This is a genomic window from Rhodoferax sp. SPJ21 (assembly GCF_058216335.1).
In genome coordinates, this window is the sequence record NZ_JBYZMO010000002.1 from 1,111,492 (window position 1) to 1,132,613 (window position 21,122).

Consider the following 21,122-nt stretch of genomic DNA (forward strand, 5'->3'; position numbering starts at 1 on the left):
GTGTTACATGCGTTAGGGCCTGTTTTTGCTTAAAATTTTTGCGACGAGACATGGAGCTTAGCCTTGAGAAAATTACAAATGGCAGCTGGCTAATGCGATGACCCGTGCAGAGGTCGAAATGCTTGGCTTGCTAGGTGAAGAAACACCGATCATTGTAAAGTAATGCGAATCATTCTTGTTGCCAATCCCATATAAAACCTTGCCACAGGTGGGTAATCGGAGAAATCCGTAAAAATTTGTTGCAAACCTGCCACGGTTTTTGTGGCGGTTGCCCAGAAGGCGGGATAGTGTGCGCTCGGGTGGCCTACATAAAATTTATAAGAAATTGGCCTCTAGGGATGCTCTGCATAACTCCCTGCGGTCTGTGGCAGCACGGAATCGGGCGGTCTGCGGCGTTGCATTTCTGGCCAATAGCTACGGCTATTGGCTGCCAAATGCGCCTTGCATCCCATCCCGATCCGCACCACCACATCCTCGCCAGAGTTATGCAGAGCATCCCTAGCGCATATACAGATTGCGCAAAACGCTATTTTTTTAATAGCATTTGCGCGTCAGGCCAGCCACTTGCCGTGGTTGTCCCAGCGCACGTTGTCTAAATGGCGCTCCAGTGCGTGGTGGTCCTGCATGCCACGCACATCACCTTGTGCGCCGCTGGCCAGCCAGTCAGCGCCCAGCGTGGCCAGGGCGCCAGCTTCTGGCAGGGGCTGCTGGCTGGGGGCTTCGCCCTGGGCCGACCACCAGGCCAGTTGCCCGGCACGGGTGGCGCTGATGACAAAACGGTCGGCGGCCTGCGGGCCGCTGCCGGGCACATAGGCCACGTCGCCCGCATAGCCGCCCAAAGCGAGGGCAGGCGGCAAGGGCACGCTGCGCAGGCCCGCGCTATCCAGCAAGGCCAGCAAGGGGGCGCTGCGGCGGGCTTGCGGGTCGGTGTGCTCGGCCTGCATGGCCACGGCGACCGTGCCGTCGGCGGCGCGGGCCAGGTGGCGCAGGCTGAGGTATGGGTCGTCTACCCGCCAGGCCTGGCGCAGGGCGCCGGTGTGGGCATCCAGTCGGGCAATGGACGAATCCATGCGCCCGATGTTGAGTTTGGTGCGGCCGGTTTCCGGCAGGCTGAGCAGGCCGCCGTTGGCCACCAGCAGGCTGCCGTCGGGCTCGACCAGCACCATGTGCGGGTCGAGCCCGCCGCTGGGGAATTCGGCGCGCTTTTCCAGGCTCAGCGGGTCGCGCACGGCGACCATGCCGGCGCCGGTGTCGGTATTGGTTTCGGTGGTGTAGAGTGCGCTGCCGTCCAGCGCATAGCTGGCGTGGCCGCAGAGTACGCGGTCGTCTTCGATCTCAAACCAGCGCACGGCGCGGGCGGTGCGGGTGTCGAAACGCAGCAAATATTCGCCCGGGCGGCGGGCCACGGCCAGGGCGTGCGTGGGCTGGCCCAGGGCGCTGTGCTGCATCAGCACTTCGTGGGCTCGCTTGGGCAGGGCCACGCCGCGCGGGTTGCTGCCCAGCTGCCAAATGCCGGCCCAGGCCTGGTTGTCGTCGCCGCTGGTCCAGGCGGTCAGCAGGCCGGGGCGGGCTGCGTTGGCGGCATGCAGGGGCAGCGCCGACGTGGCTGCGGCGGTGGCGGCTAAGGCCAGCCACTCGCGGCGGCGCAGGGTGTAGGGCTGGGTCGCCGTGCTAGTCAAGGTCTTAATCACCGTCCGACTCCGAGAACCCGACCATGGTCTTCAGCTCGGGGGCGATCTTGTCCTCCATCAGCTGTTTGGTTTGGGCCAGGGCCTGCATGGCGGCGGTAACGCTTGCCACGCGGCGGGGATCTGCTGCTTGCATGCGGGCGTGCAGCTCTGCGACAAATGTTTCAAGCTGGGCCGACAGAGCCAACTGGTTGTCGCCGGCCAGATAGCCGTTCAAGCTGCCTTGCTCCTGGGCGCGGCCGGCTCCGACCAGGAAGTGCTGCAAGCCGGCCCAGGCGGCCTGCCAGGCGGCGCGGGTGTTGCCGCTGGTGGCGCGCGGCCAGTCGCTGGCGCGGCCGCTGCGTGCGGGCTTGCCCATCTTCTTCCAGCGCAACTGCTCGAAGCCGCCCACGGCCTGGCTGAACCATTCGTGGAATACGGTGAGGGCGGTCTCTGGCGTCCAGTTCTGCTGGGCCATGGCCTGGAAGTCGGCGAGCACGGCCTGGGCTTCGGCGGCGCAGGCTTCTGCCAGCTGGGCTGCGTAGTAGCACTGGGCGGGGTCCGGGGCGGGTTGCCACAGCAGCCATTCGAGGGCCGGCAGGCCTTTGGCTGGGGCGCCGAGCTGTTCCAGTGCAGCGGCGTCTGCGGGTGGGGCTTGCACGGCAGCTGTCACCATGGCAGGGCGGGTGGGCCAGAAGTCCACGCTGCGGGCGCTGCGCCGCTCCAGTAGCGGGCCGACGGACACGGCCGACAGCCGCTCCCAGTCCAGCATGGCGGCGCGCCAGGCATCGCGTGCGGACTGCAGGCTACAGCCGTCAGCGAGCCGGTCGCGTAACACGGCGGTGGACTGGGCAAAGGCCTGTGCTGCCGGCACAAAGTGCAGCCGCAAGCCGTTGCGTACAAAGTCGGACGGGGTATAGGCCGGGCTGGCGATGCGCGTGGGCAGGGCGGCAGTACCCGCAGCGTGGCATAGCGCGCCTAGGCCCAGGCTGAGGCTCACGGCAAGCCAGCTTCGGCGGTCGATCAGAACAGTCACAGTTTGGCTTTCTTTTGAAGATGCTCTTTGAGCACGTTCTTAAAGGGAGTTCACGAACTTCACCAGCGCATCGCGGTCGGCTTTGGGCATTTTCAGCACCTGCTGGCGGGATGCCTCGGCCTCGCCACCGTGCCACAGAATGGCCTCCATGGTGTTGCGGGCCCGGCCATCATGCAGCTGGAAGCTGTGGTCGTTCACATCGGGTACCAGGCCCAGTCCCCACAGCGGCGCGGTGCGCCATTGCTGGCCATTGGCCAGGCCGTCCGGGCGGCCGTCGGCCAGGCCGTGGCCCATATCGTGCAGCAGCAGGTCGGTGTACGGGTAGATTTTTTGCCCGCTGAGCGAGGGGAAGGGCGATGTGCCGGTGGTGTACGAGGGCCGGTGGCAAGCGGCGCATTGCGCCTGGGCAAAAAGGGCCTGGCCCCGGCGTACGTCCACGTCGTTGAAGTTGCGCCGGGCCGGTACCGCCAGTGTGGCTTCGTACAGGATGACTTTGGCTAGCAGGGCGTTGTCTATCTCCGGGCCACCATCTTTGCCACCACGCGGAGCTGCCAGACAGGACTTTTGTTTGGGCGTGCAGTTTTCTTGTGGGAAGTGTTCGGAGGTGATGCCGATGTCTCCATTGAACGCGGCGGCGGTTTGGTGCGCCAGCGAGCCGGTGTTGGCCTTCCAGCCAAAGCGGCCCAGCACTTCTTTGCCAGCAACGGGGTCGAACACGCGGTTGGCCTGGCCTTTGATGGCGTCCGTGCGGCTGCTCTGCTGCTGCACATTGGCCAGCACGTCGGCCTCGGCGATGGCGTCCAGCAGGCCCACGCCCGGCATTTGCTGGGCCAGGCGGGGGCTGACCATGGTGTGGGCCTGCATGGGGCCGTAGCCCAAATGGGTGAAGCTGTAGTGGGGTTGGCGCAGGCTGTAGCGTGTGCCGTCGGCAAACTGGCCGGGCAGCTCGGTGTAGCGGATGCGGACCTTGCCCTCGGGCTTCACGTCTTGCACCGCGAGGTTGGTGAACTGGTCGCCGTACGTGGGTTCAGGAAAGGGTTTGCCATCTGGGCCCATCACCGACAGGCGGAACAGCAAGGCAATGGGCTGCTCGCTGGCCAGCCCATTTTTAAACGTATTCGGTGGTGCGCCACGTCCGTCCTGGGTATGGCAGCCGCCGCAGGAACGGGCCAGGAACAGCGGCCCCAGGCCGTCACGCGCTGCCGTGGAGGAGGGGGCTTCCACCCAGTTGCGCCGGAAGAAGGAGTTGCCGATGGCAAATGCTGTGCGGCCGTCTTCATCCAGATTGGCGGCGGGGAATGAGAAGGCGTTCAGCCCTACTTCAAACACCGTGGTGTCGCCACCGGGTTTTTCTTCGGAGGGGTCGGGTTCAGAGCTGGACACCGCCAGGGCCAGCCAGCTGACGCTGGCCCCGGCGCATGCCAGTGCCAGCAGACGCAGAGTCTGCTGGCTGGCAAAGGTTGGCATGTGCTTACTTGTCCTTGGGCTCAGAGATGCTGAGTTTGTTGATGCCCACGACCTTGGCCGCATCGACGAAGTCCTTGCTTTGCAGCTTCAAGGATTCAACCACGGCCTGCAGACGCTTGCGGCCCTCCGGGTCCACGATCTCGCGGTCAAACGGAGGGCGGATGTCTTCGGCGGCCTTGACCGTTGCTGCAATATGGGCGCTGGTGCGCTCGGCCACGCTGGCGTCCTTGGCGGCGACCAGGTCGCGCAGGGAGGCGCCTTGCAGCAGGCTGCCGTCGGCGCGCTTGAAGCGGCCCAGCCAGACGTTTTCAATCCCCAGCGCATCGCTAACGATGTCGCGGTGGGTGTTGTCGGAGAAGCAGGATTGCTCATCTTCCTGGTTCTTGGAAGCCAGCGCTACTTCGATGCGTTCGCCGGCCATTTCGCCACGCGACAGCGAGCCTACGCCGACCAGCATATTGCGCAGCGCGTTGGTGCCTGATTTTTCAAACTTGGCACGGTAGTTCTTGGCGTCGGGCGCCCAGGCTTTGACCATGTCGCCCAGGTCGCTGACCAGCAGTTCGGTGACGACCTTCAGGTATTCGCGACGGCGGTTGGCGTTGGGTGTCTTGCCGTCTACAAAGTCTTCGAATGATCGGTCGCCCGGGCCGGTTTCGCTCAGGTCCTGGCCCCACAGCAGGAATTCAATCGCATGCCAACCGGTGGCAATGTTCTCTTCGCCACCGCGTTCGTTCAGGGCCGACAGGCTCTTGGCGCTGATCTTGACCTTGGGGTTGTTGATGATGCCGGACTTGGGCTTGCCCACCACATAGTCCACGTAGGCTTCGTCCATGGGCCAGGAGTTGATGCGGCCTTCGGGGCCGTTCTTGTCGTCAATCGGGCCCGCGTAGAAGCGGAAGGCTTCGGTCTGGCCATAGAACTCGCGCGCGGCCAGCCAGGCCTTGCGGGCCTTGGTCAGGCCGTCAGCGCTGGGGCTGGCGGTAAATTCTGCAATCGCGGTGTTGAGCGCCTGGGTTGCGGTGAGTGTGTCTTCGTAGCTGGCCTGTACCAGTCGGGCGTAGTGTGCGGCCACGGTTGCGGAGGAGACGGCGGCCGTCGCTGGGGCGGCAGGCTGCTCGGTGGTCTGGGCATGTGCGGCAAACGCCGTCAGGAGCGCGGCGCTCAGCAAGAGAGATTTCACAGCAAGAGTCCTTGGGATGCAGGCCGTGAACAGCAAGACTTTCGCAATTGACACAACCTCCTTGGCTGCGAATTGTAATGCGACTGATTCTTGATATTGTTTGTATGTGGGGTACAAAAAAGCCTGGGACCACTTGCCGTGGTGCCAGGCTGGCTGTTTAGGACGCTAGCCGTCCAGGTTGATTTTGTGCGTCAGTTCTTGCAACACGGCCGCGGCGCGGTCGTTTTCTACCTGGCAGGTGCCGGCCGCATGGTGGCCGCCACCGCCGTACTGCAGCATCAGCTCGCCCACATTGGTTTTGCTGCTGCGGTCGAGGATGGACTTGCCGGTAGCAAACACGGTGTTCTGTTTCTGCACGCCCCACATCACGTGGATGGAGATATTGGTTTGCGGAAACAGTGCGTAAATCATGAAGCGGTTGGTCGCCCAGATGGTTTCTTCCTGGCGTAGGTCCAGCACCACCAGGTTTTGATGCACAGTGGCGCAGCGCTCGATCTGGGCCTTGGCCTTGGTGGCGTGTTCCTGGTAGACCTCGACGCGCTCTTTGACGTCTGGCAGCTTCAGGATGTCGTCGATACCGTGGTTGCGGCAGTACTGGATCAGATCCATCATCAGTGCGTAGTTGCTGATGCGGAATTCGCGGAAGCGCCCCAGGCCGGTACGCGCATCCATCAGGTAATTGAGCAGCACCCAGCCGGTGGGGTGGATGATTTCATCGCGCACATACTGGGCCGAGTCGGCTTTGTCCACGGCATCCATCATGTCATTGGTGATGTTCGGGAAGGCCTTGGCACCGCCGTAATAGTCATACACCACGCGGGCGGCCGATGGGGCTTTGGCGTCGATGATGTGGTTTTTCAGCCCGCTTTGGTTGCGTATGGTTTCCGACAGGTGGTGGTCAAACGCCAGATGGGCACCGGCCACGTAGGGCAGGTTGGTGGTGATGTCGCGGGCGGTGATATCCACTTTGCCGTCTTGCATGTCCTTGGGATGGACGAATTTGATTTCATCCACCAAGTCCAGTTCGTTCAGCAGCACCGCGCATACCAGGCCATCGAAGTCACTGCGCGTGACCAAGCGGAATTTTTCTGTGCCCATGGAATCCATCCTTTATAAAGAAGACGCAAACGATCACGTAAAGCGTCTTGATTATGCGTCCAAGGTGCAGGGCGGTAGGCCTCAGTAGCTACCTGGCAGAAGAATGTTTTTGTCTACGTTGGCGATCTGGGTGTGGCCACAAAAAGCCATGGTGACGTCCAGTTCCTTGTGCAGGATTTCCAGGCATTTGGTGACCCCGGCCTCGCCCATCGCGCCCAGCCCATATAGAAAGCTGCGGCCTATCATCGTTCCGCGTGCGCCGAGTGCCCAGGCCTTCAGTACGTCCTGGCCCGAGCGGATGCCGCTGTCCATCCAGACTTCGATGTCCGAACCCACTGCGTCGGCAATGGCTGGCAAGGCTTCGATCGCACTGGGGGCGCCGTCCAGCTGCCGCCCGCCGTGGTTGGACACCACCAGGGCGTCAGCGCCGCTATTGACTGCCAGTCGCGCATCTTCCAGGTCCATGATGCCTTTCAGGATGAGTTTGCCGCCCCAGCGCTGCTTGATCCATTCCACATCGCTCCAGTCCAGTTGGGGGTCGAACTGCTCCTTGGTCCAGGCGCTCAGGGACGACATGTCACTCACATTCTTGGCGTGGCCAACCAGATTGCCGAACGTGTGGCGGCGCGTGCCCGCCATGCCCAGGCACCAGCGCGGTTTGGTCATGAGGTTCAAGATGTTTCTCAGCGTCGGCTTGGGCGGTGCGGTCATGCCGTTCTTCAAGTCCTTGTGGCGTTGGCCCAGCACCTGCAAGTCCAGTGTGAGCACCAGGGCTGAGCAGCCTGCGGCCTTGGCGCGGTCCATCAGGGCCTCCATAAAAGCGCGGTCGCGCATCCAGTAGAGCTGGAACCAGAACGGGGCCTTGGTGTGGGCGGCAATATCTTCCAGCGAGCAGATGCTCATGGTGGACAGCGTGAAAGGGATGCCGAACTTCTCTGCAGCCCGGGCCGCCAGGATTTCTCCGTCGGCATGCTGCATGCCGGTCAGGCCTGTGGGTGCAATCGCAACGGGCATGGCGGCGTCTTGCCCCACCAACTTTACCCGTGTGCTGCGATTGGCCATATTGACGGCTACCCGCTGGCGCAGCTTGATCTTTTGAAAGTCCTCGGAGTTCGCGCGGTAAGTGCTTTCGGTCCACGAGCCGGAGTCGGCGTAGTCGTAGAACATGCGGGGGACACGCTTTTGCGCCAGAACGCGCAGATCTTCAATATTGGTAATGACGTTGGGCACACGGTTCTCCTGAATGCTCTGGATGCTAGCGGGCTTGGGTAGGGTGCGGGCTGAAGAAATTTTGGAGTCAACCGCATTTTTCTCACATGGTTTACTTTTGCGCAAAATTCCGTTGTAGAATACAAGGCTGCGCGGCTGTAGCTCAGTTGGATAGAGTACTTGGCTACGAACCAAGGGGTCGTGGGTTCAATTCCTGCCAGCCGCACCAAAATGTAAAAACCCGCAATCGCAAGATTGCGGGTTTTTTTACGTCTATTTTTTTGGGTTTTAGTTAAACAAGCGTCGATTCGTTGTAGAATACAAGGCTTAGCGGCTGTAGCTCAGTTGGATAGAGTACTTGGCTACGAACCAAGGGGTCGTGGGTTCAATTCCTGCCAGCCGCACCAAACGTATAAGCCCGCAATCGTAAGATTGCGGGCTTTTTACATTGTGCTGTGAGGTGCCACCATCCATGAGCAAAGCCTTTACACGCGAAAGTGATGCGGAAGACGACGACGGCGACGTTTCTCCTTCGGTAGCCTTGCCTGCCGGCAGCAAGAACTACATGACGCCCGAGGGCTGTGCCCGCTTGCGCGCCGAATTCAATACCTTGATGGAAGTCGAGCGCCCCAAGATCGTGGATGTGGTCTATTGGGCCGCCAGCAACGGCGACCGCTCTGAAAACGGCGATTACCTGTACGGTAAAAAACGCCTGCGGGAAATTGACCGACGCATCCGCTTTCTAACCAAGCGCCTGGAAATTGCGGAAGTGGTGGACCCATCGGTTCACTGTGGCAGCGACCAGGTGTTTTTTGGTGCCACGGTGGCGTACGAAGACGCCTCGGGCCAGCAACGCACAGTGACCATACGTGGCATAGACGAAGCCGATACCTCCCGGGGCCAGGTCAGCTGGGTGTCGCCGATCGCGCGGGCGCTGTTGAAAGCCCGGGTGGGTGATGTCGTGCGCTTGCAGTCGCCCGTAGGCATGCAGGACATCGAGGTGCTGCATGTGGACTACCCTGCGCCTGGAGCGGCGGCCTAGCGGCAGACCGGGGCGGCCTCAGGACGCCGGTGTGATGCGCTGAGCCCGGATCACCGAAGGTGTGCGCTGCACGTGGCGCAGCGCTACCTCCAGATGTGCCTGGTCGCGCACCGAGATCACGAAGCGCAGGTCGTTTGCGCCATGCGCTTCTTCCTGGCCCATATCGACCTGGGTGATGTCCACTTCGGCAATGGCCAGCGCGGCAGCGACTTTGGCCAGCACGCCTTTTCCGCTGGTGACGGTGACCACGATGCCGGTTTCAAACTGCCGCACCGGCTCGTCTGCCCAGTCCACTGCAATAAACCGTTCACTGTCTTTGTACTGCAGGCGTTTGGCAACGGCACAATTGGCCGTGTGCACCGCCAAACCTTCTCCGCGTCCCAGGTAGCCAACGATGGCGTCTCCTGGAATGGGGCGACAGCAGCGTGCAAACTGCACCGATGTGTTCTCGCTACCGTCCAGGATGACTGCGCCCTGTGACACGCTTTCATGCGCCATATAGCGCTCGCGGGACAACAGCAACGCGTCGGGCTTCTCGCCTTTTTCCGCCAGGAGATGCACCAAGCGTTTGGCGACGATGCTGGCAACGCGTTTGCCTAGGCTGATGTCGGTCAGCAATTCAATCCGGCTGCGGTTGCCGGTGAAGCGCAGCAGTTTGTCCCAGATGGGTTGCTGTTCTGGCGTGGACTCGGGGAGCCGCTCCAGGCCTTCGGCCCGCAGGGCCTGTGTGAGCAGTTTTTCTCCCATGCTTTCAGACTCAGTCTGCGCCATGCTTTTCAGGTGGTGGCGGATCTTGGATCGGGCCCTGCCGGTTCGCACAAAGCCTAGCCATGCCGGATTCGGGGCGGAGACCGATGCGGTGATGATCTCGATGATGTCGCCGTTGCGCAGCTCGGTGCGCAGTGGTACCTGCTCGCCATTGATTTTTGCCGCTACCGTGCGGTCACCCACATTGCTGTGGATGGCGTAGGCAAAGTCCACCACGGTCGCGCCGCGCGGCATGGCCATGATCTGGCTTTTGGGCGTGAAGACATACACGGCGTCGGGGAACAGGTCCACCTTGACGTGGTCCCAGAACTCTGCCGCGTCGCGGGTTTCATCCTGGATGTCGAGCAGGGATTGCAGCCATTTGGTGCCAAGACGCTCCGCTGTGGCGCTGTCGGAGTCGTTGGTTTTGTAGAGCCAATGGGCCGCCACGCCGGATTCGGCGACCAGGTGCATGGCCTCGGTGCGCATCTGGAATTCCACGTTCACCCCGGAGGGGCCTACCAGCGTGGTGTGTAGCGATTGGTAGCCGTTGAGCTTGGCAATCGCGATATGGTCCTTGAATTTGCCTGGTACCGGCTTGTACAGCTGGTGCAACACGCCTAAGGCGGTATAGCAGTCGGTGACACTGGAGACGATGACCCGGAATCCGTAAATATCCGTGACCTGGGCAAAGGTCAGGTGCTTGTCGGCCATCTTTTGGTAGATGGAATACAGGGTCTTTTCGCGCCCCGCGATCCGGACTTGCATGCCGGTTTGCGCAAAGGTGTTTTCCACCTCTTGCTGCACCTTTTGAACCAAATCGCGTCGTCGGTTCCGTGCCTTGGTCACGGCCTTGGCCAGAATGGCATAGCGCCACGGGCGAAGGTAGCGAAACGACAGGTCTTGCAGTTCGCGGTAGGTCTGGTTGAGTCCTAGGCGATGCGCGATGGGGGCGTAGATTTCCAGGGTTTCGGAGGCTATGCGACCCCATTTCGACCGGGGCATGTCGCCCATGGTGCGCATGTTGTGGGTCCGATCGGCTAGCTTGATCAGGATGACCCGCACGTCGCGGGCCATAGCAAGTAGCATTTTTCGGAATGACTCTGCCTGGTTTTCTTCACGTGTATTGAATTGCAGCTTGTCTAGTTTGGTCAAGCCATCGACCAATTCAGCGACCGGTGCGCCAAAGCGTTCGATCAGTTCCGATTTGGTCGTGCCGCAATCTTCCATGGCGTCATGCAGTAGAGCTGCCATCAACGCTTGAGCGTCCAGCTTCCAGGTGGCGCATTGGGCCGCAACTGCAATCGGGTGCGTGATATATGGTTCGCCGCTGTTGCGCAGCTGGCCAAGATGGGCCTCGTCAGCGAAGCGGTAGGCCTGACGCACTAGCTCCACGCTGGCGCTGTCCAGGTAGTCCAGGCTGGCGGTCAGGGCTGCGAAGCTGGCTGCTGCCGCATTGGCTGCAGCTGGGCTGGCTCCACGTCCGCCTTTATGGGTGTGCGGGACTGTGCTGCTGGCAGGGGAAGGCGTGTCACTCATGCTGCAAATATAGCGTGCCTGTCATATGGCGCAGCCGGGCAATAAAAAAGGCACCGAATTTCGGTGCCTTTTGAGGGGTGCAGGCCTGCAGAGATCAGTTTGGGACCTTTTTCAGCATTTCCAGGCCGATTTTTCCGTCAGCAATTTCGCGCAAAGCAGTGACTAGCGGCTTGTTCTTGCTCTCAATTTTGGGGGCATGGCCTTGGCTCAGCATGCGCGCGCGGTAGGTGGCTGCCAAAACCAGTTGAAAACGGTTAGGAATCTGCACAAGGCAATCTTCGACGGTGATACGGGCCATGAATTTCTCCAGAAAACTATGCAATGTTCAGGGATTTGAAGGTGTCGGCTCGGGCGCGGCGCTGGGCCGCAAATTTGAGCCGCTGGGCATGAACAATGGTTTTCATGTCGAAAACTGCCCGGTCAAATAGCTCATTGATTATAACGAAGTCGAATTTATGCGCTTGCGCCATCTCGACGGCGGCGTTGGCCAGGCGTAATTCAATGACGTCTGGTGCATCTTCGCCACGCCGTTCAAGACGTGAGCGTAGCTCCTCCCAGCTGGGGGGCAGGATGAAGATCAGCACGGCATTGGCGAAAATCTGCTTGATCTGGATGGCGCCCTGGAAGTCGATTTCCAGAATCACATCCGCGCCCTGGGCCATACGTTCTTCAATAGCTTTTTTGGACGTTCCGTAGCGGTTACCGTGGACCTCAGCCCATTCCACAAAGGCATCGGCTTTGACCATTGCGTCGAACTCGGGTTGCGAGGCGAAAAAATATTCGCGGCCGTGCTTTTCCTGGCCGCGCGGCGCACGGGTAGTGTGCGATACCGAGGGCTGCACCTTTGAGTCCAGCTCCATCAGGGCCTTGACCAGGCTGGATTTCCCCGCGCCGCTGGGAGCGGCAACCACAATTAAATTTCCAGGATAGTCCATGTTGCTGGTGCGTCGGTGACGGCTGAAAAATGGCACATTCTATATTTGCCATTAACGCCCATGGGCCAAGGCCGCTGCGTTGGGCTGCGTCGCCACTTGCCGGCAATCGCTGACAATACGGCCTATGAATTGGTTAAACGAAGTGAAATGGGACGCCCAAGGGCTGGTTCCCGTGATTGCACAAGAAGCCTCCAGTGGCGATGTGCTGATGTTCGCCTGGATGAACCGCGAGGCACTGGAAAAGACCGCCGCCCTGGGTCGTGCCGTGTATTTCAGCCGCTCGCGCAACCGCCTGTGGTTCAAGGGCGAGGAGTCAGGCCACGTTCAGACGGTGCATGAAATCCGTCTGGACTGCGATAACGACGTGGTCTTGCTCAAGGTGACGCAGCAGGGCCATACCCCCGGTATTGCCTGCCATACAGGGCGCCACAGCTGTTTTTTCAGCGTGCTGGACACAGGAGCCGAGGGTGGGGCTGCCTGGAAAGCTACCGACCCGGTCTTGAAAGACCCGGAATCCATCTATAAATAAAGCTATGCAACTCCAAGACCCATTGGCCCGCCTGGCCGCCGTGATCGACAGCCGCAAACCAGCACTTGGCGGCGACCCCAGCGCCAGTTATGTGGCACGCCTGCTCCACAAGGGGCCGGATGCCTTTTTGAAGAAGATTGGTGAAGAAGCCACCGAGGCCGTGATGGCCGCAAAAGATGCCGAGCATGGTGGGGCCACCCCCGCCCTGAAGGCCAAATTCGTCAATGAAGTGGCCGACCTGTGGTTCCACTCCATGGTGGCTCTGGCGCATTTTGATTTGAGCCCGGCCGACGTGATTGCTGAGCTGGAGCGCCGCGAAGGCACCAGCGGCATCGAGGAAAAAGCCCTGCGTAAGGTGCTGGCACGCGAGGCTCAGACTCCTGGAGCAGCCCATGAGTGACGTCATTGATGTACGTGCCGTGGATAGCGAGAAAGCCCAGGAGCTGAAGACTGTGGGCTGGGTCAGCTACATACTGCATCTGATCGTGGCCATTGGTGCCGTCATTCCTGGCGCGCAGCCCGGCGCGGCCTTGCTGATCGTGGCCCTGGTGATCGATCTGGTGAAGAAGGGCGAGGCCGAAGGCACCTGGCAGGCCAGCCATTTTTCCTGGCGTATCCGCACGGTGTTGTGGGCCGGTGTGCTGTATGTGGTGACCGCACCGCTGTGGTTTTTGTTCATCTTGCCCGGCTGGATTGCCTGGGGCTTGATTTCATTGTGGTTTTTGTACCGTATCGTGCGCGGCATGGTGGCTATGAATGCCAGCCAAGCAGTAGGAGATAGCCTGTGACAGCCCACCAGCACGATGCAAATTGCCTGTTTTGCAAGATTATTGCGGGGCAGATTCCATCCAAGAAAGTCTATGAAGACGAAGAACTTTTCGTGTTCCATGACATCCATCCCTGGGCGCCGGTACATTTTCTGATGGTGCCAAAACTGCATATTCCGTCCATGGCGCAGCTGCAGCCTGAACACGCGGCGCTGGTTGGGCGCATGATGGTGTTGGCGCCACAGTTGGCAGCGCAGGAGGGTTGCAGGCCCTACCCGCAAGGCGGTTTTAGGGTGATTGCGAATACCGGCGATGATGGCGGGCAGGAGGTGCACCATCTGCATTTGCACGTGATCGGCGGTCCGCGTCCCTGGCTGAAGGGCTAGGCATTTACCTGGCGGCCGGCCGCTGTTGTCATGCCTGCCGACTAGAATCAAACATACATTGTTAGGAGCATTCCATGGGTTCTTTTTCTATCTGGCATTGGTTGATCGTTCTGTTGATCGTGGTCATGGTGTTCGGCACCAAGAAGCTGAAGAACATGGGCAGCGACCTGGGTGGCGCGGTGAAGGGTTTCAAGGACGGTATGCGTGACGGCGCGACGACCGAAGAAGACAAGCCGGCAGCCCAAGTGGGCAGCACCACGGGCGCCCAAAAAACCACGATCGACGTGGAAGCCAAGACCAAGTCTTGAGCGCTGAGCAGAGTCCACAGCTGTGATCGATCTCGGCATCTCGAAAATGGCGCTGATCGGCGCGGTGGCGTTGATCGTTATCGGGCCAGAAAAGCTGCCGCGCGTTGCGCGCACCGTGGGAACCTTGTTGGGCAAGGCGCAGCGCTATGTGGCCGACGTCAAGGCCGAAGTCAACCGGTCCATGGACCTGGACGAGCTGAAGAAAATGAAGGAAACGATGGAGGGTGCCGCGCGTGATGTGCACCAGTCCATCCAGACCAACGTCAGCGACTTTGAAAAGCAGGTGTCGGACGACGGCTCCAGCGCCCTGGCTGCGCCAGATTACGACTACACGCAATACCCTGAATACAAGCGCCCCCAAAAGCGCTGGCGGCTCAAGCAGGGTGCCACGCCGCAGTGGTTCAAGGCGCGTACCGGCGTGCGTACCAAGGCGCTCTCTGGTGCGGCCCGCGTGGCGCGCTACCGCCCCCAGAAAATCAATTAACAGAGGCCAGCCGGCCTCTTTGTCTGTTTGGGCATGCCCCAATGAATGTCCACGATGTCTGATCCACACAATAAGCAAGACGACGAACTAGCCGGAACTGAGCAGCCCTTTGTGCAGCACCTGATGGAGCTGCGCGACCGCCTGGTGAAGGCCTTGCTGGCCGTGTTGGTGGCCGCCGGTGGGCTGGCGCTGTATCCCGGCCCGGCGCGTCTGTACGACTTGCTGGCCTCGCCCTTGGTAGCGGCCATGCCAGAAGGTAGTACGCTGATTGCCACTTCGGTGATTTCACCTTTCATGGTGCCTATCCAGGTCATGTTTATGGCTGCGCTGATGATTGCGCTGCCGGTGGTGCTGTGGCAGGTGTGGGCCTTTGTGGCGCCTGGCCTGTATTCCCACGAAAAGAAGCTGGTGCTGCCCCTGGTGGTGTCGAGCACGCTGCTGTTCTTTGTGGGCGTGGCGTTTTGTTACTTCTTCGTGTTTGGCCAGGTGTTCAAGTTCATCCAGAACTTTGCGCCGCACAGCATCAAGGCAACGCCGGACGTCGAGGCCTATCTGAGCTTTGTGCTGACCATGTTCCTGGCCTTCGGTTTGGCCTTTGAGGTGCCTATCGTGGTGGTGGTGCTGGCGCGCATGGGTCTGGTCAGCATCGACAAGCTGAAGAGCTTTCGCGGCTACTTTGTGGTGCTCGCCTTCATCGTGGCTGCCGTCGTGACGCCGCCCGATGTGGTGTCCCAGCTGGCGCTGGCCATTCCCATGTGCCTGCTGTACGAGATAGGCATCTGGGCGGCGCAAGTTTTCATCAAACACACCCAGGCGCCAGATGACGACGCCAAGCCGGCAGAATCTTGATTAAATATGCCTCTGGCGCAGGAATTATCTGCGTGAGAGGCTATTAATTTTGTAGCGAATTAGCGCTCTTGCCGCACGGGCTTGGGGCGCAGGCCCGGGGTCACGTCCAGGCTCAGTTCCTTGTCCTGGCGTAGCACGCTGAATTTGCTGCTGATGCCGGGCTTGAGCATGGCCACGCTGGTCAGCAACTCCGAGACCGTGTTCACCGGCTTGTCGGCCACCATCTTGATCACGTCGCCGGGCCGGATGCCGGCGTGGGCGGCGGGGCCGTTCTGCAGCACGCCTGTGATGATCACGCCCTGTAGCGTCTTCACGCCGAAGGTTTCGGCCAGCTCGGGGGACAAATCGTTGGGCTCCACACCGATCCAGCCGCGGCGCACCTGCCCCTCGGTAACGATGCCTTCCAGCACCAGCTTGGCGGTGGATACGGGAATGGCGAAGCCAATGCCCATGCTGCCGCCGGAGCGCGAGTAGATGGCCGTGTTGATGCCCATCAGATTGCCGTTCACATCCACCAGCGCTCCGCCAGAGTTGCCGGGGTTGATGGCCGCGTCGGTCTGGATGAAGTTCTCAAAGGTGTTGATGCCCAACTGGTTGCGGCCCAGCGCGCTGACGATGCCGCTGGTGACCGTCTGGCCCACGCCAAACGGGTTGCCGATCGCCAGCACCTGGTCGCCCACCTGCAGCGCGTCTGAGCTGCCCAGCACCATCACCGGCAGCTTGTCCAGATTGATCTTGAGGATGGCCAGGTCGGTGTCCGGGTCGGTGCCTATCACCTGGGCCTGCACGTGGCGGCTGTCGGTGAGCGTGACTTCGATGGAATCCGCGCCTTCCACCACGTGGTTATTGGTCAGGATGTAGCCGCTGTCGCTGACGATCACGCCGCTGCCCAGGCCCACCTGGGCCTGGTTGCCGCGCTCGCCATAGAAGAATTTGAACCAGGGGTCGTCGCTGCGCGGGTCGCGCTCGGCCATCTTGCTGGTGTTGATGCTGACCACCGCAGGCGATGCCTTTTTCGCGGCGGCGCTGAAACTGCCCGAAGCCGGCGCGCTGGATGCGCTCGCGGGGGCTTCGATCAAGGAGATGGTGGTGCCGGAAAACGGCCTTTTGCCCAGCCACTCGGGTTTGAGCGTGGTGACGACGAAATAGGCGGCCAGCAAAATGGTGGCGGTTTGGGCAAACAGGAGCCAGAGGCGCTTCATGGTGGGAAATGTGGTGGAGTGGCGCGGCGGGCAGAGTGGCCGCAAACACGGGCAAATAGGCCATTGTCTCCCAAGCTGCACGGGCGTCACAACCTTAGCGGATCTACTTTATCCACCGTGAGGGGATCTTGTTGTTGGGCAATGCTGTGGGTGCGTCGTAGCTGCGAAAATGGCCCTATGAGTACCTCTCGCACCGCACTGCTGCAGGCTTTCGATGCCTTGCTACAACCCGCGCGCTTCAAGGACTACGGGCCCAACGGTCTGCAGGTCGAAGGCAAGCCCCAGATCACACGCATCGTCTCCGGCGTCACCGCCAGTCTGGCCCTGATTGAGGCGGCTGTGGCCCAGCAGGCCGATGCCATCTTTGTGCACCACGGCCTGTTTTGGCGCGGGCAGAGCGGCACGGTGACCGGTTGGATGAAGCAGCGCCTGGCTTTGCTGTTGGCCCATGACATCAATCTGTATGCCTACCATCTGCCACTGGACGCCCACCCCACGCTGGGCAACAACGCCCAATTGGGGGCGCGCCTGGGGCTGCTGGGGGCGGGGCAGTTTGGCGATAACGAACTGGGCTTTCTGGGTGAGCGCGCCGATGGCGGTGTTTTTGACTCGGTACAGGCCTTGGCCCAGCATGTAGAAAAAGTATTGGATCGGCCGGTAGTGCAGATTCCTGGTGTGCAGGGTGCTATTAAAAAGATAGCATGGTGCACAGGCGGAGCACAAGGCTATTTCGAGGCTGCCATCGCCGCCGGAGCCGATGCTTTCATCACCGGCGAGATTTCCGAGCCCCAGGCCCACTACGCGCGTGAATGCGGTGTCGCCTTCATCGCCTGCGGCCACCATGCCAGCGAGCGCTACGGCGCACCTGCGGTGGCAGCCCATGTGGCGGCGCAACTGGGTGTAGCCCACGCCTTCATTGACATACCCAATCCCGCATGATGCAAGCCCTGCAACTTCCTATTGCCATCACCTTGGGCGACCCGGCCGGCATCGGCCCGGAGACTATCGCCAAGGCTTTTCGTGACGCGCCCGACGCCGCCCAGGGCTGTTTTGTGGCCGGCGATCTGGCCACCATGCGCCGCGCCTCCCAGTTGATCAGTGGTCCTGGCCGGCCTGCCTTGCCGGTGGCGCTGATCGCGGCGTCGCAGGAGGTCTGGTCCGTACCGCCGCTCTGCATCCCTGTGCTACAAATAACAGAGCATCGCACGCAGATTCCATATGCGCAAGTGAGTGCTTTAGCGGGCAAGGTTGCCGCCGATTGCGTAGTCTGGGCCGGCCGTGCCGCACTGCGCGGCGAGTTGGCGGCGGTGGTGACAGCGCCTCTGCACAAAGAGGCTCTGGCGGCTGCCGGCGTGCCGTTTCCGGGGCACACCGAGTTGTTGCAGGCCGAGGCTGCAGCCTTTCTCGGCAAGCCGTTGCAGGATGTGCCGGTGCGCATGATGCTGGCCAACGACGAACTGCGTACGGTGCTGGTCAGCATCCACATGTCCTTGCGCCAGGCAATCGACGCGGTGACCTTCGATGGCGTGTTGCAAACCTTGCGCATCACCCACGAGTCTGTGGGCGCAGCACTGGGCTGCACGCCGCGCATCGGCGTGGCCGGTCTGAACCCGCATGCGGGCGAAGGGGGCTTGTTCGGCAGGGAAGAGATAGACACCATCATCCCAGCGATTGCGGCAGCGCAGGCCGAGGGCATAGACGCCCACGGGCCCTATGCGCCCGACACCATCTTTATGCGCGCCCGCGCCAAAAATGGCGAGCCGGGCGAGTTTGACGTGGTGGTTGCCATGTACCACGACCAGGGGTTAATCCCCGTGAAATACCTGGGTGTGGAGCAGGGCGTGAATGTGACGCTGGGCCTGCCACTGGTGCGCACCAGCCCGGACCACGGCACGGCATTCGATATTGCGGGCACGGGTGTTGCCGATGCCTCTAGCCTGGTGGCCGCTATTCGCATGGCGCGCCAGTTGTGCCGCTTTCCGTGAGATTGGGCATATAAAAAAACACCCGCCAGCGCGAGCTTGGCGGGTGTTTTCTGTTCTGAAAAATTGAGTGCCGATGCGGGCCGAGTCTATTTGTTCAGACTGTCGCGGATCTGGCGCAGAAGCAAAATGTCTTCGGGAGTCACCGGTTCTGCCACAGCAGGTGCTGGTGCATCTTTCTTGAAGCGGTTGATCTGCTTCACCATCATGAAGATGATGAAAGCCAGGATGGCGAAGTTCACCGCGACGGTGATGAAGTTGCCGTAGGCAAACACTGGCACGCCAGCTTTCTTGAGATCGGCCACAGTCATCGCCGTGCCCGCAGGTGGCGTGCCCAGGACGACGAACATGCTGGAAAAATCAAGCTTGCCGAAAACTGTTCCCACCACCGGCATGATCAGGTCACCTACCACCGAGTCCACGATCTTGCCGAAAGCGCCCCCGATGATGACACCGACTGCGAGGTCGATCACGTTGCCTTTTACGGCGAATTCCTTAAATTCCTGCAGCATTCCCATGTCTTTTCCTTGTAGTTTGACGAGGGTCATTATTCTCCATAATTTCCGCCACATGGACCAGCTGTAGCGGGTTTGCCGGGATGGGGTGAACGATATCGCTCGGATACAATCGGTAGTTGATCCCAAACGGCAATGAATTTGAGGACCCCCATGAGTGATGCTTCAGTGGACAACAGCAAGCGAACGTGGTTGATTGCATCCGGCTGTGCCGGTGCTGTGGGTGGCGTAGCAACCGCCATCCCTTTCGTAAGTACCTTTCAGCCTTCAGAGCGTGCCAAAGCCGCCGGTGCTGCGGTAGAAGCCGATATTTCGGGCCTCAAGCCGGGTGAAAAAATGACGGTGGAATGGCGCGGCAAACCCGTATGGATATTGCGGCGAACGCCGGAGCAGGTCGCCGAGTTGCCCAAGCTGGATGCCGAATTGGCCGATCCCAAATCATTGCGCAATCCTTCCGAATTCACTCCTGAATACGCCCGTAACGAAGGTCGTTCCATCAAACCGGAATTTCTGGTGGTCGTAGGCATATGTACCCACTTAGGGTGCTCGCCTTCGGATAAGTTCACGCCGGGTCCTCAGCCCTCTTTGCCCAATGAATGGGCAGGTGGCTTCCTCTGCCCATGCCATGGCTCGACTTTCGACATGGCCGGCCGCGTCTACAAGAACAAACCCGCCCCAGACAACTTGCCAGTTCCGCCGCACATGTATCTTTCGGATACGCGTCTGCTGATTGGTGAAGACAAGAAGGCTTGAGGGAACCCCACATGGCTGTATATAAAGAAATCTCCCCCAATGCCAGCGGCCCAGAAAAGCTGTTGAATTGGGTAGACAACCGCTTCCCGGCAAGCAAGCTCTTCAAAGAGCATATGTCGGAGTACTACGCACCCAAGAACTTCAACTTCTGGTACATCTTTGGTTCGTTGTCCCTGCTGGTGCTGGTGCTGCAAATCGTCACTGGCATCTTTTTGGTGATGCACTACAAGCCCGATTCCAACCTGGCATTCGCCTCGGTGGAGTACATCATGCGCGATGTGCCTTGGGGCTGGTTGATACGCTATATGCACTCCACTGGCGCTTCCGCGTTCTTCGTGGTCGTGTACCTTCACATGTTCAGAGGCTTGCTCTATGGCTCGTACCGCAAGCCACGTGAACTCGTGTGGATCTTCGGTTGTGCAATCTTTCTGTGTCTGATGGCCGAGGCTTTCATGGGCTACTTGCTGCCCTGGGGGCAGATGAGCTATTGGGGTGCGCAGGTGATCGTGAACCTGTTCTCTGCCATTCCCTTCGTAGGTCCGGATCTGGCCCTGTTGATTCGTGGTGATTACGTAGTGGGTGATGCGACTCTGAACCGCTTCTTCAGCTTCCACGTGATTGCAGTGCCCTTGGTCTTACTGGGCCTGGTGGCGGCGCACATCATTGCACTGCATGAAGTCGGCTCCAACAACCCCGACGGTGTGGAAATCAAGGGTCCGAATGCTCCCAAGGATGCGAATGGTCATCCTTTGGACGGAATTCCGTTCCATCCTTACTACTCAGTGCACGACATTTTTGGTGTCAGCGTGTTCTTGATGGTGTTCACGGCCATCATCTTCTTTGCGCCAGAGTTTGGTGGCTACTTTTTGGAATACAACAACTTCATTCCAGCCGATTCGCTGAAGACGCCCCTACACATTGCTCCAGTATGGTATTTCACCCCGTTCTACTCCATGCTGCGCGCCATTACCAGCGAGATGATGTATGCGTTGATCGCTTGCGTGGTGGGTGGTGCGGCTCTGGGTGTGTTCAAGTTCAAGTTGCCCAGTTTTGTCAAGGCGGCTATTGTGGTGGTGGCCGCGGGCGTGGTGGCCATGATGATGTCGATTGACGCGAAGTTCTGGGGGGTGGTTGCCATGGGTGGCGCAGTCATCATCTTGTTCTTCCTGCCTTGGCTGGACCACAGTCCTGTGAAGTCCATTCGTTATCGCCCTAGCTGGCACAAATACGTGTATGCGGTGTTCGTCGTGAATTTCCTGGTTCTGGGTTATTTGGGTGTGCAGCCACCATCAGATATCGGTGGCCGCGTTTCCCAGATTGGCACGCTGTTCTATTTCGGTTTCTTCCTGCTGATGCCGTGGTGGAGTCGCTTGGGAACGCCCAAGCCAGTGCCCAGTCGCATTATTTTCACTGCGCACTAAGCCGGA

The 21,122-nt window shown here is 60.3% G+C and carries 23 protein-coding genes and 2 tRNA genes; 14 read left to right on the forward strand and 11 right to left on the reverse strand.

Going from position 1 to position 21,122, the window contains the following annotated elements; translation table 11 throughout:
- Nucleotides 1-551: 551 nt before the first annotated feature.
- From AC4BBN_RS13065 to AC4BBN_RS13090, 6 genes are all read right to left on the reverse strand, one after another.
- On the reverse strand, nt 552-1,691 hold the full coding sequence (locus AC4BBN_RS13065; RefSeq protein WP_490592403.1) for a DUF1513 domain-containing protein: 1,140 nt from the start codon (nt 1,689-1,691) through the stop codon (nt 552-554).
- A complete protein-coding gene (locus AC4BBN_RS13070) occupies nt 1,684-2,703 on the reverse strand; it encodes an imelysin family protein (RefSeq protein WP_490592404.1) in 1,020 nt (339 codons plus the stop codon). Before AC4BBN_RS13070 ends, AC4BBN_RS13065 begins: the two co-directional genes overlap by 8 nt.
- Nucleotides 2,704-2,742: 39 nt before the next feature.
- Nucleotides 2,743-4,170, reverse strand: coding sequence for a di-heme oxidoreductase family protein (locus AC4BBN_RS13075; RefSeq protein WP_490592405.1), 1,428 nt, complete (start codon nt 4,168-4,170; stop codon nt 2,743-2,745).
- Between the two features lie 4 nt (nt 4,171-4,174).
- On the reverse strand, nt 4,175-5,350 hold the full coding sequence (locus tag AC4BBN_RS13080) for an imelysin family protein (protein WP_490592406.1): 1,176 nt from the start codon (nt 5,348-5,350) through the stop codon (nt 4,175-4,177).
- Nucleotides 5,351-5,515: 165 nt separating this feature from the next.
- Entirely contained in the window at nt 5,516-6,448 is a 933-nt protein-coding gene (locus AC4BBN_RS13085) for an exopolyphosphatase (RefSeq protein ID WP_490592407.1), read from the reverse strand.
- An 81-nt stretch (nt 6,449-6,529) separates the two neighbouring features.
- Nucleotides 6,530-7,678: an alpha-hydroxy acid oxidase gene (locus AC4BBN_RS13090; RefSeq protein WP_490592408.1), complete on the reverse strand. Its 1,149-nt coding sequence runs from the start codon at nt 7,676-7,678 to the stop codon at nt 6,530-6,532.
- 131 nt (nt 7,679-7,809) lie between these two features.
- Between AC4BBN_RS13090 and AC4BBN_RS13095 the strand changes: the two genes are divergently transcribed.
- The 3 genes from AC4BBN_RS13095 (at nt 7,810) to greB (ending at nt 8,699) form a co-directional block, all read left to right on the forward strand.
- Nucleotides 7,810-7,886 (forward strand) — tRNA-Arg (locus tag AC4BBN_RS13095).
- A gap of 101 nt (nt 7,887-7,987) precedes the next feature.
- Nucleotides 7,988-8,064 (forward strand) — tRNA-Arg (locus AC4BBN_RS13100).
- A 65-nt stretch (nt 8,065-8,129) separates the two neighbouring features.
- Entirely contained in the window at nt 8,130-8,699 is a 570-nt protein-coding gene (gene greB / locus AC4BBN_RS13105; protein ID WP_490592409.1) for a transcription elongation factor GreB, read from the forward strand.
- 18 nt (nt 8,700-8,717) lie between these two features.
- On the opposite strand, the gene AC4BBN_RS13110 is transcribed toward greB, so the two are convergent.
- From AC4BBN_RS13110 to gmk, 3 genes are all read right to left on the reverse strand, one after another.
- Complete coding sequence (locus AC4BBN_RS13110; protein WP_490592410.1) at nt 8,718-10,985, reverse strand: RelA/SpoT family protein; 2,268 nt, start codon at nt 10,983-10,985, stop codon at nt 8,718-8,720.
- A 94-nt stretch (nt 10,986-11,079) separates the two neighbouring features.
- Complete coding sequence (gene rpoZ, locus AC4BBN_RS13115) at nt 11,080-11,283, reverse strand: DNA-directed RNA polymerase subunit omega (protein ID WP_490592411.1); 204 nt, start codon at nt 11,281-11,283, stop codon at nt 11,080-11,082.
- Nucleotides 11,284-11,299: 16 nt separating this feature from the next.
- Complete coding sequence (gene gmk, locus AC4BBN_RS13120; protein ID WP_490592412.1) at nt 11,300-11,920, reverse strand: guanylate kinase; 621 nt, start codon at nt 11,918-11,920, stop codon at nt 11,300-11,302.
- A 115-nt stretch (nt 11,921-12,035) separates the two neighbouring features.
- Between gmk and hisI the strand changes: the two genes are divergently transcribed.
- From hisI to tatC, 7 genes are all read left to right on the forward strand, one after another.
- Nucleotides 12,036-12,449: a phosphoribosyl-AMP cyclohydrolase gene (hisI, locus tag AC4BBN_RS13125; protein WP_490592872.1), complete on the forward strand. Its 414-nt coding sequence runs from the start codon at nt 12,036-12,038 to the stop codon at nt 12,447-12,449.
- Between the two features lie 4 nt (nt 12,450-12,453).
- Nucleotides 12,454-12,849, forward strand: coding sequence for a phosphoribosyl-ATP diphosphatase (locus AC4BBN_RS13130; RefSeq protein ID WP_490592413.1), 396 nt, complete (start codon nt 12,454-12,456; stop codon nt 12,847-12,849).
- Entirely contained in the window at nt 12,842-13,237 is a 396-nt protein-coding gene (locus AC4BBN_RS13135) for a DUF4870 family protein (protein WP_490592414.1), read from the forward strand. Before AC4BBN_RS13130 ends, AC4BBN_RS13135 begins: the two co-directional genes overlap by 8 nt.
- A complete protein-coding gene (locus tag AC4BBN_RS13140) occupies nt 13,234-13,602 on the forward strand; it encodes a histidine triad nucleotide-binding protein (protein ID WP_490592415.1) in 369 nt (122 codons plus the stop codon). The genes AC4BBN_RS13135 and AC4BBN_RS13140 overlap by 4 nt, the downstream gene beginning before the upstream one ends.
- A 74-nt stretch (nt 13,603-13,676) precedes the next feature.
- Entirely contained in the window at nt 13,677-13,910 is a 234-nt protein-coding gene (gene tatA, locus AC4BBN_RS13145; protein ID WP_490592416.1) for a Sec-independent protein translocase subunit TatA, read from the forward strand.
- A gap of 22 nt (nt 13,911-13,932) precedes the next feature.
- On the forward strand, nt 13,933-14,394 hold the full coding sequence (gene tatB / locus AC4BBN_RS13150) for a Sec-independent protein translocase protein TatB (RefSeq protein ID WP_490592417.1): 462 nt from the start codon (nt 13,933-13,935) through the stop codon (nt 14,392-14,394).
- Nucleotides 14,395-14,448: 54 nt separating this feature from the next.
- Nucleotides 14,449-15,243, forward strand: coding sequence for a twin-arginine translocase subunit TatC (gene tatC / locus AC4BBN_RS13155; RefSeq protein ID WP_490592418.1), 795 nt, complete (start codon nt 14,449-14,451; stop codon nt 15,241-15,243).
- 59 nt (nt 15,244-15,302) lie between these two features.
- On the opposite strand, the gene AC4BBN_RS13160 is transcribed toward tatC, so the two are convergent.
- Entirely contained in the window at nt 15,303-16,445 is a 1,143-nt protein-coding gene (locus AC4BBN_RS13160) for a S1C family serine protease (protein WP_490592419.1), read from the reverse strand.
- Between the two features lie 177 nt (nt 16,446-16,622).
- On the opposite strand from AC4BBN_RS13160, the gene AC4BBN_RS13165 reads away from it, so the two are divergent.
- Nucleotides 16,623-17,384 carry a Nif3-like dinuclear metal center hexameric protein gene (locus tag AC4BBN_RS13165; RefSeq protein ID WP_490592420.1) on the forward strand — a complete coding sequence of 254 codons (762 nt, stop codon included), beginning with the start codon at nt 16,623-16,625 and terminating at the stop codon, nt 17,382-17,384.
- Nucleotides 17,381-18,430, forward strand: a complete 1,050-nt coding sequence (pdxA, locus tag AC4BBN_RS13170) for a 4-hydroxythreonine-4-phosphate dehydrogenase PdxA (protein ID WP_490592421.1) — start codon at nt 17,381-17,383, stop codon at nt 18,428-18,430. The genes AC4BBN_RS13165 and pdxA overlap by 4 nt, the downstream gene beginning before the upstream one ends.
- An 86-nt stretch (nt 18,431-18,516) precedes the next feature.
- Here pdxA and mscL read toward each other — a convergent pair whose 3' ends face one another.
- Nucleotides 18,517-18,945 (reverse strand): large conductance mechanosensitive channel protein MscL, encoded by a 429-nt coding sequence (mscL, locus tag AC4BBN_RS13175; protein ID WP_490592873.1) that lies wholly within the window; start codon nt 18,943-18,945, stop codon nt 18,517-18,519.
- 150 nt (nt 18,946-19,095) lie between these two features.
- Here mscL and petA point away from each other — a divergent pair, with 150 nt between their 5' ends.
- Nucleotides 19,096-19,695 (forward strand): ubiquinol-cytochrome c reductase iron-sulfur subunit, encoded by a 600-nt coding sequence (gene petA, locus AC4BBN_RS13180; RefSeq protein ID WP_490592422.1) that lies wholly within the window; start codon nt 19,096-19,098, stop codon nt 19,693-19,695.
- A gap of 11 nt (nt 19,696-19,706) precedes the next feature.
- Nucleotides 19,707-21,116 carry a cytochrome b gene (locus tag AC4BBN_RS13185; RefSeq protein WP_490592423.1) on the forward strand — a complete coding sequence of 470 codons (1,410 nt, stop codon included), beginning with the start codon at nt 19,707-19,709 and terminating at the stop codon, nt 21,114-21,116.
- Nucleotides 21,117-21,122 lie beyond the last annotated feature (6 nt).

Bases quoted from the DNA above. Each gene is read 5' to 3' on its own strand.
- AC4BBN_RS13075 (WP_490592405.1), bottom strand. From the start codon at position 4,170: ATGCCAACCTTTGCCAGCCAGCAGACTCTGCGTCTGCTGGCACTGGCA.
- AC4BBN_RS13085 (WP_490592407.1), bottom strand. From the start codon at position 6,448: ATGGGCACAGAAAAATTCCGCTTGGTCACGCGCAGTGACTTCGATGGC.
- greB (WP_490592409.1), top strand. From the start codon at position 8,130: ATGAGCAAAGCCTTTACACGCGAAAGTGATGCGGAAGACGACGACGGC.
- AC4BBN_RS13110 (WP_490592410.1), bottom strand. From the start codon at position 10,985: ATGAGTGACACGCCTTCCCCTGCCAGCAGCACAGTCCCGCACACCCAT.
- rpoZ (WP_490592411.1), bottom strand. From the start codon at position 11,283: ATGGCCCGTATCACCGTCGAAGATTGCCTTGTGCAGATTCCTAACCGT.
- gmk (WP_490592412.1), bottom strand. From the start codon at position 11,920: ATGGACTATCCTGGAAATTTAATTGTGGTTGCCGCTCCCAGCGGCGCG.
- AC4BBN_RS13130 (WP_490592413.1), top strand. From the start codon at position 12,454: ATGCAACTCCAAGACCCATTGGCCCGCCTGGCCGCCGTGATCGACAGC.
- AC4BBN_RS13135 (WP_490592414.1), top strand. From the start codon at position 12,842: ATGAGTGACGTCATTGATGTACGTGCCGTGGATAGCGAGAAAGCCCAG.
- tatA (WP_490592416.1), top strand. From the start codon at position 13,677: ATGGGTTCTTTTTCTATCTGGCATTGGTTGATCGTTCTGTTGATCGTG.
- tatC (WP_490592418.1), top strand. From the start codon at position 14,449: ATGTCTGATCCACACAATAAGCAAGACGACGAACTAGCCGGAACTGAG.
- AC4BBN_RS13160 (WP_490592419.1), bottom strand. From the start codon at position 16,445: ATGAAGCGCCTCTGGCTCCTGTTTGCCCAAACCGCCACCATTTTGCTG.
- AC4BBN_RS13165 (WP_490592420.1), top strand. From the start codon at position 16,623: ATGAGTACCTCTCGCACCGCACTGCTGCAGGCTTTCGATGCCTTGCTA.
- pdxA (WP_490592421.1), top strand. From the start codon at position 17,381: ATGATGCAAGCCCTGCAACTTCCTATTGCCATCACCTTGGGCGACCCG.
- mscL (WP_490592873.1), bottom strand. From the start codon at position 18,945: ATGGGAATGCTGCAGGAATTTAAGGAATTCGCCGTAAAAGGCAACGTG.
- petA (WP_490592422.1), top strand. From the start codon at position 19,096: ATGAGTGATGCTTCAGTGGACAACAGCAAGCGAACGTGGTTGATTGCA.
- AC4BBN_RS13185 (WP_490592423.1), top strand. From the start codon at position 19,707: ATGGCTGTATATAAAGAAATCTCCCCCAATGCCAGCGGCCCAGAAAAG.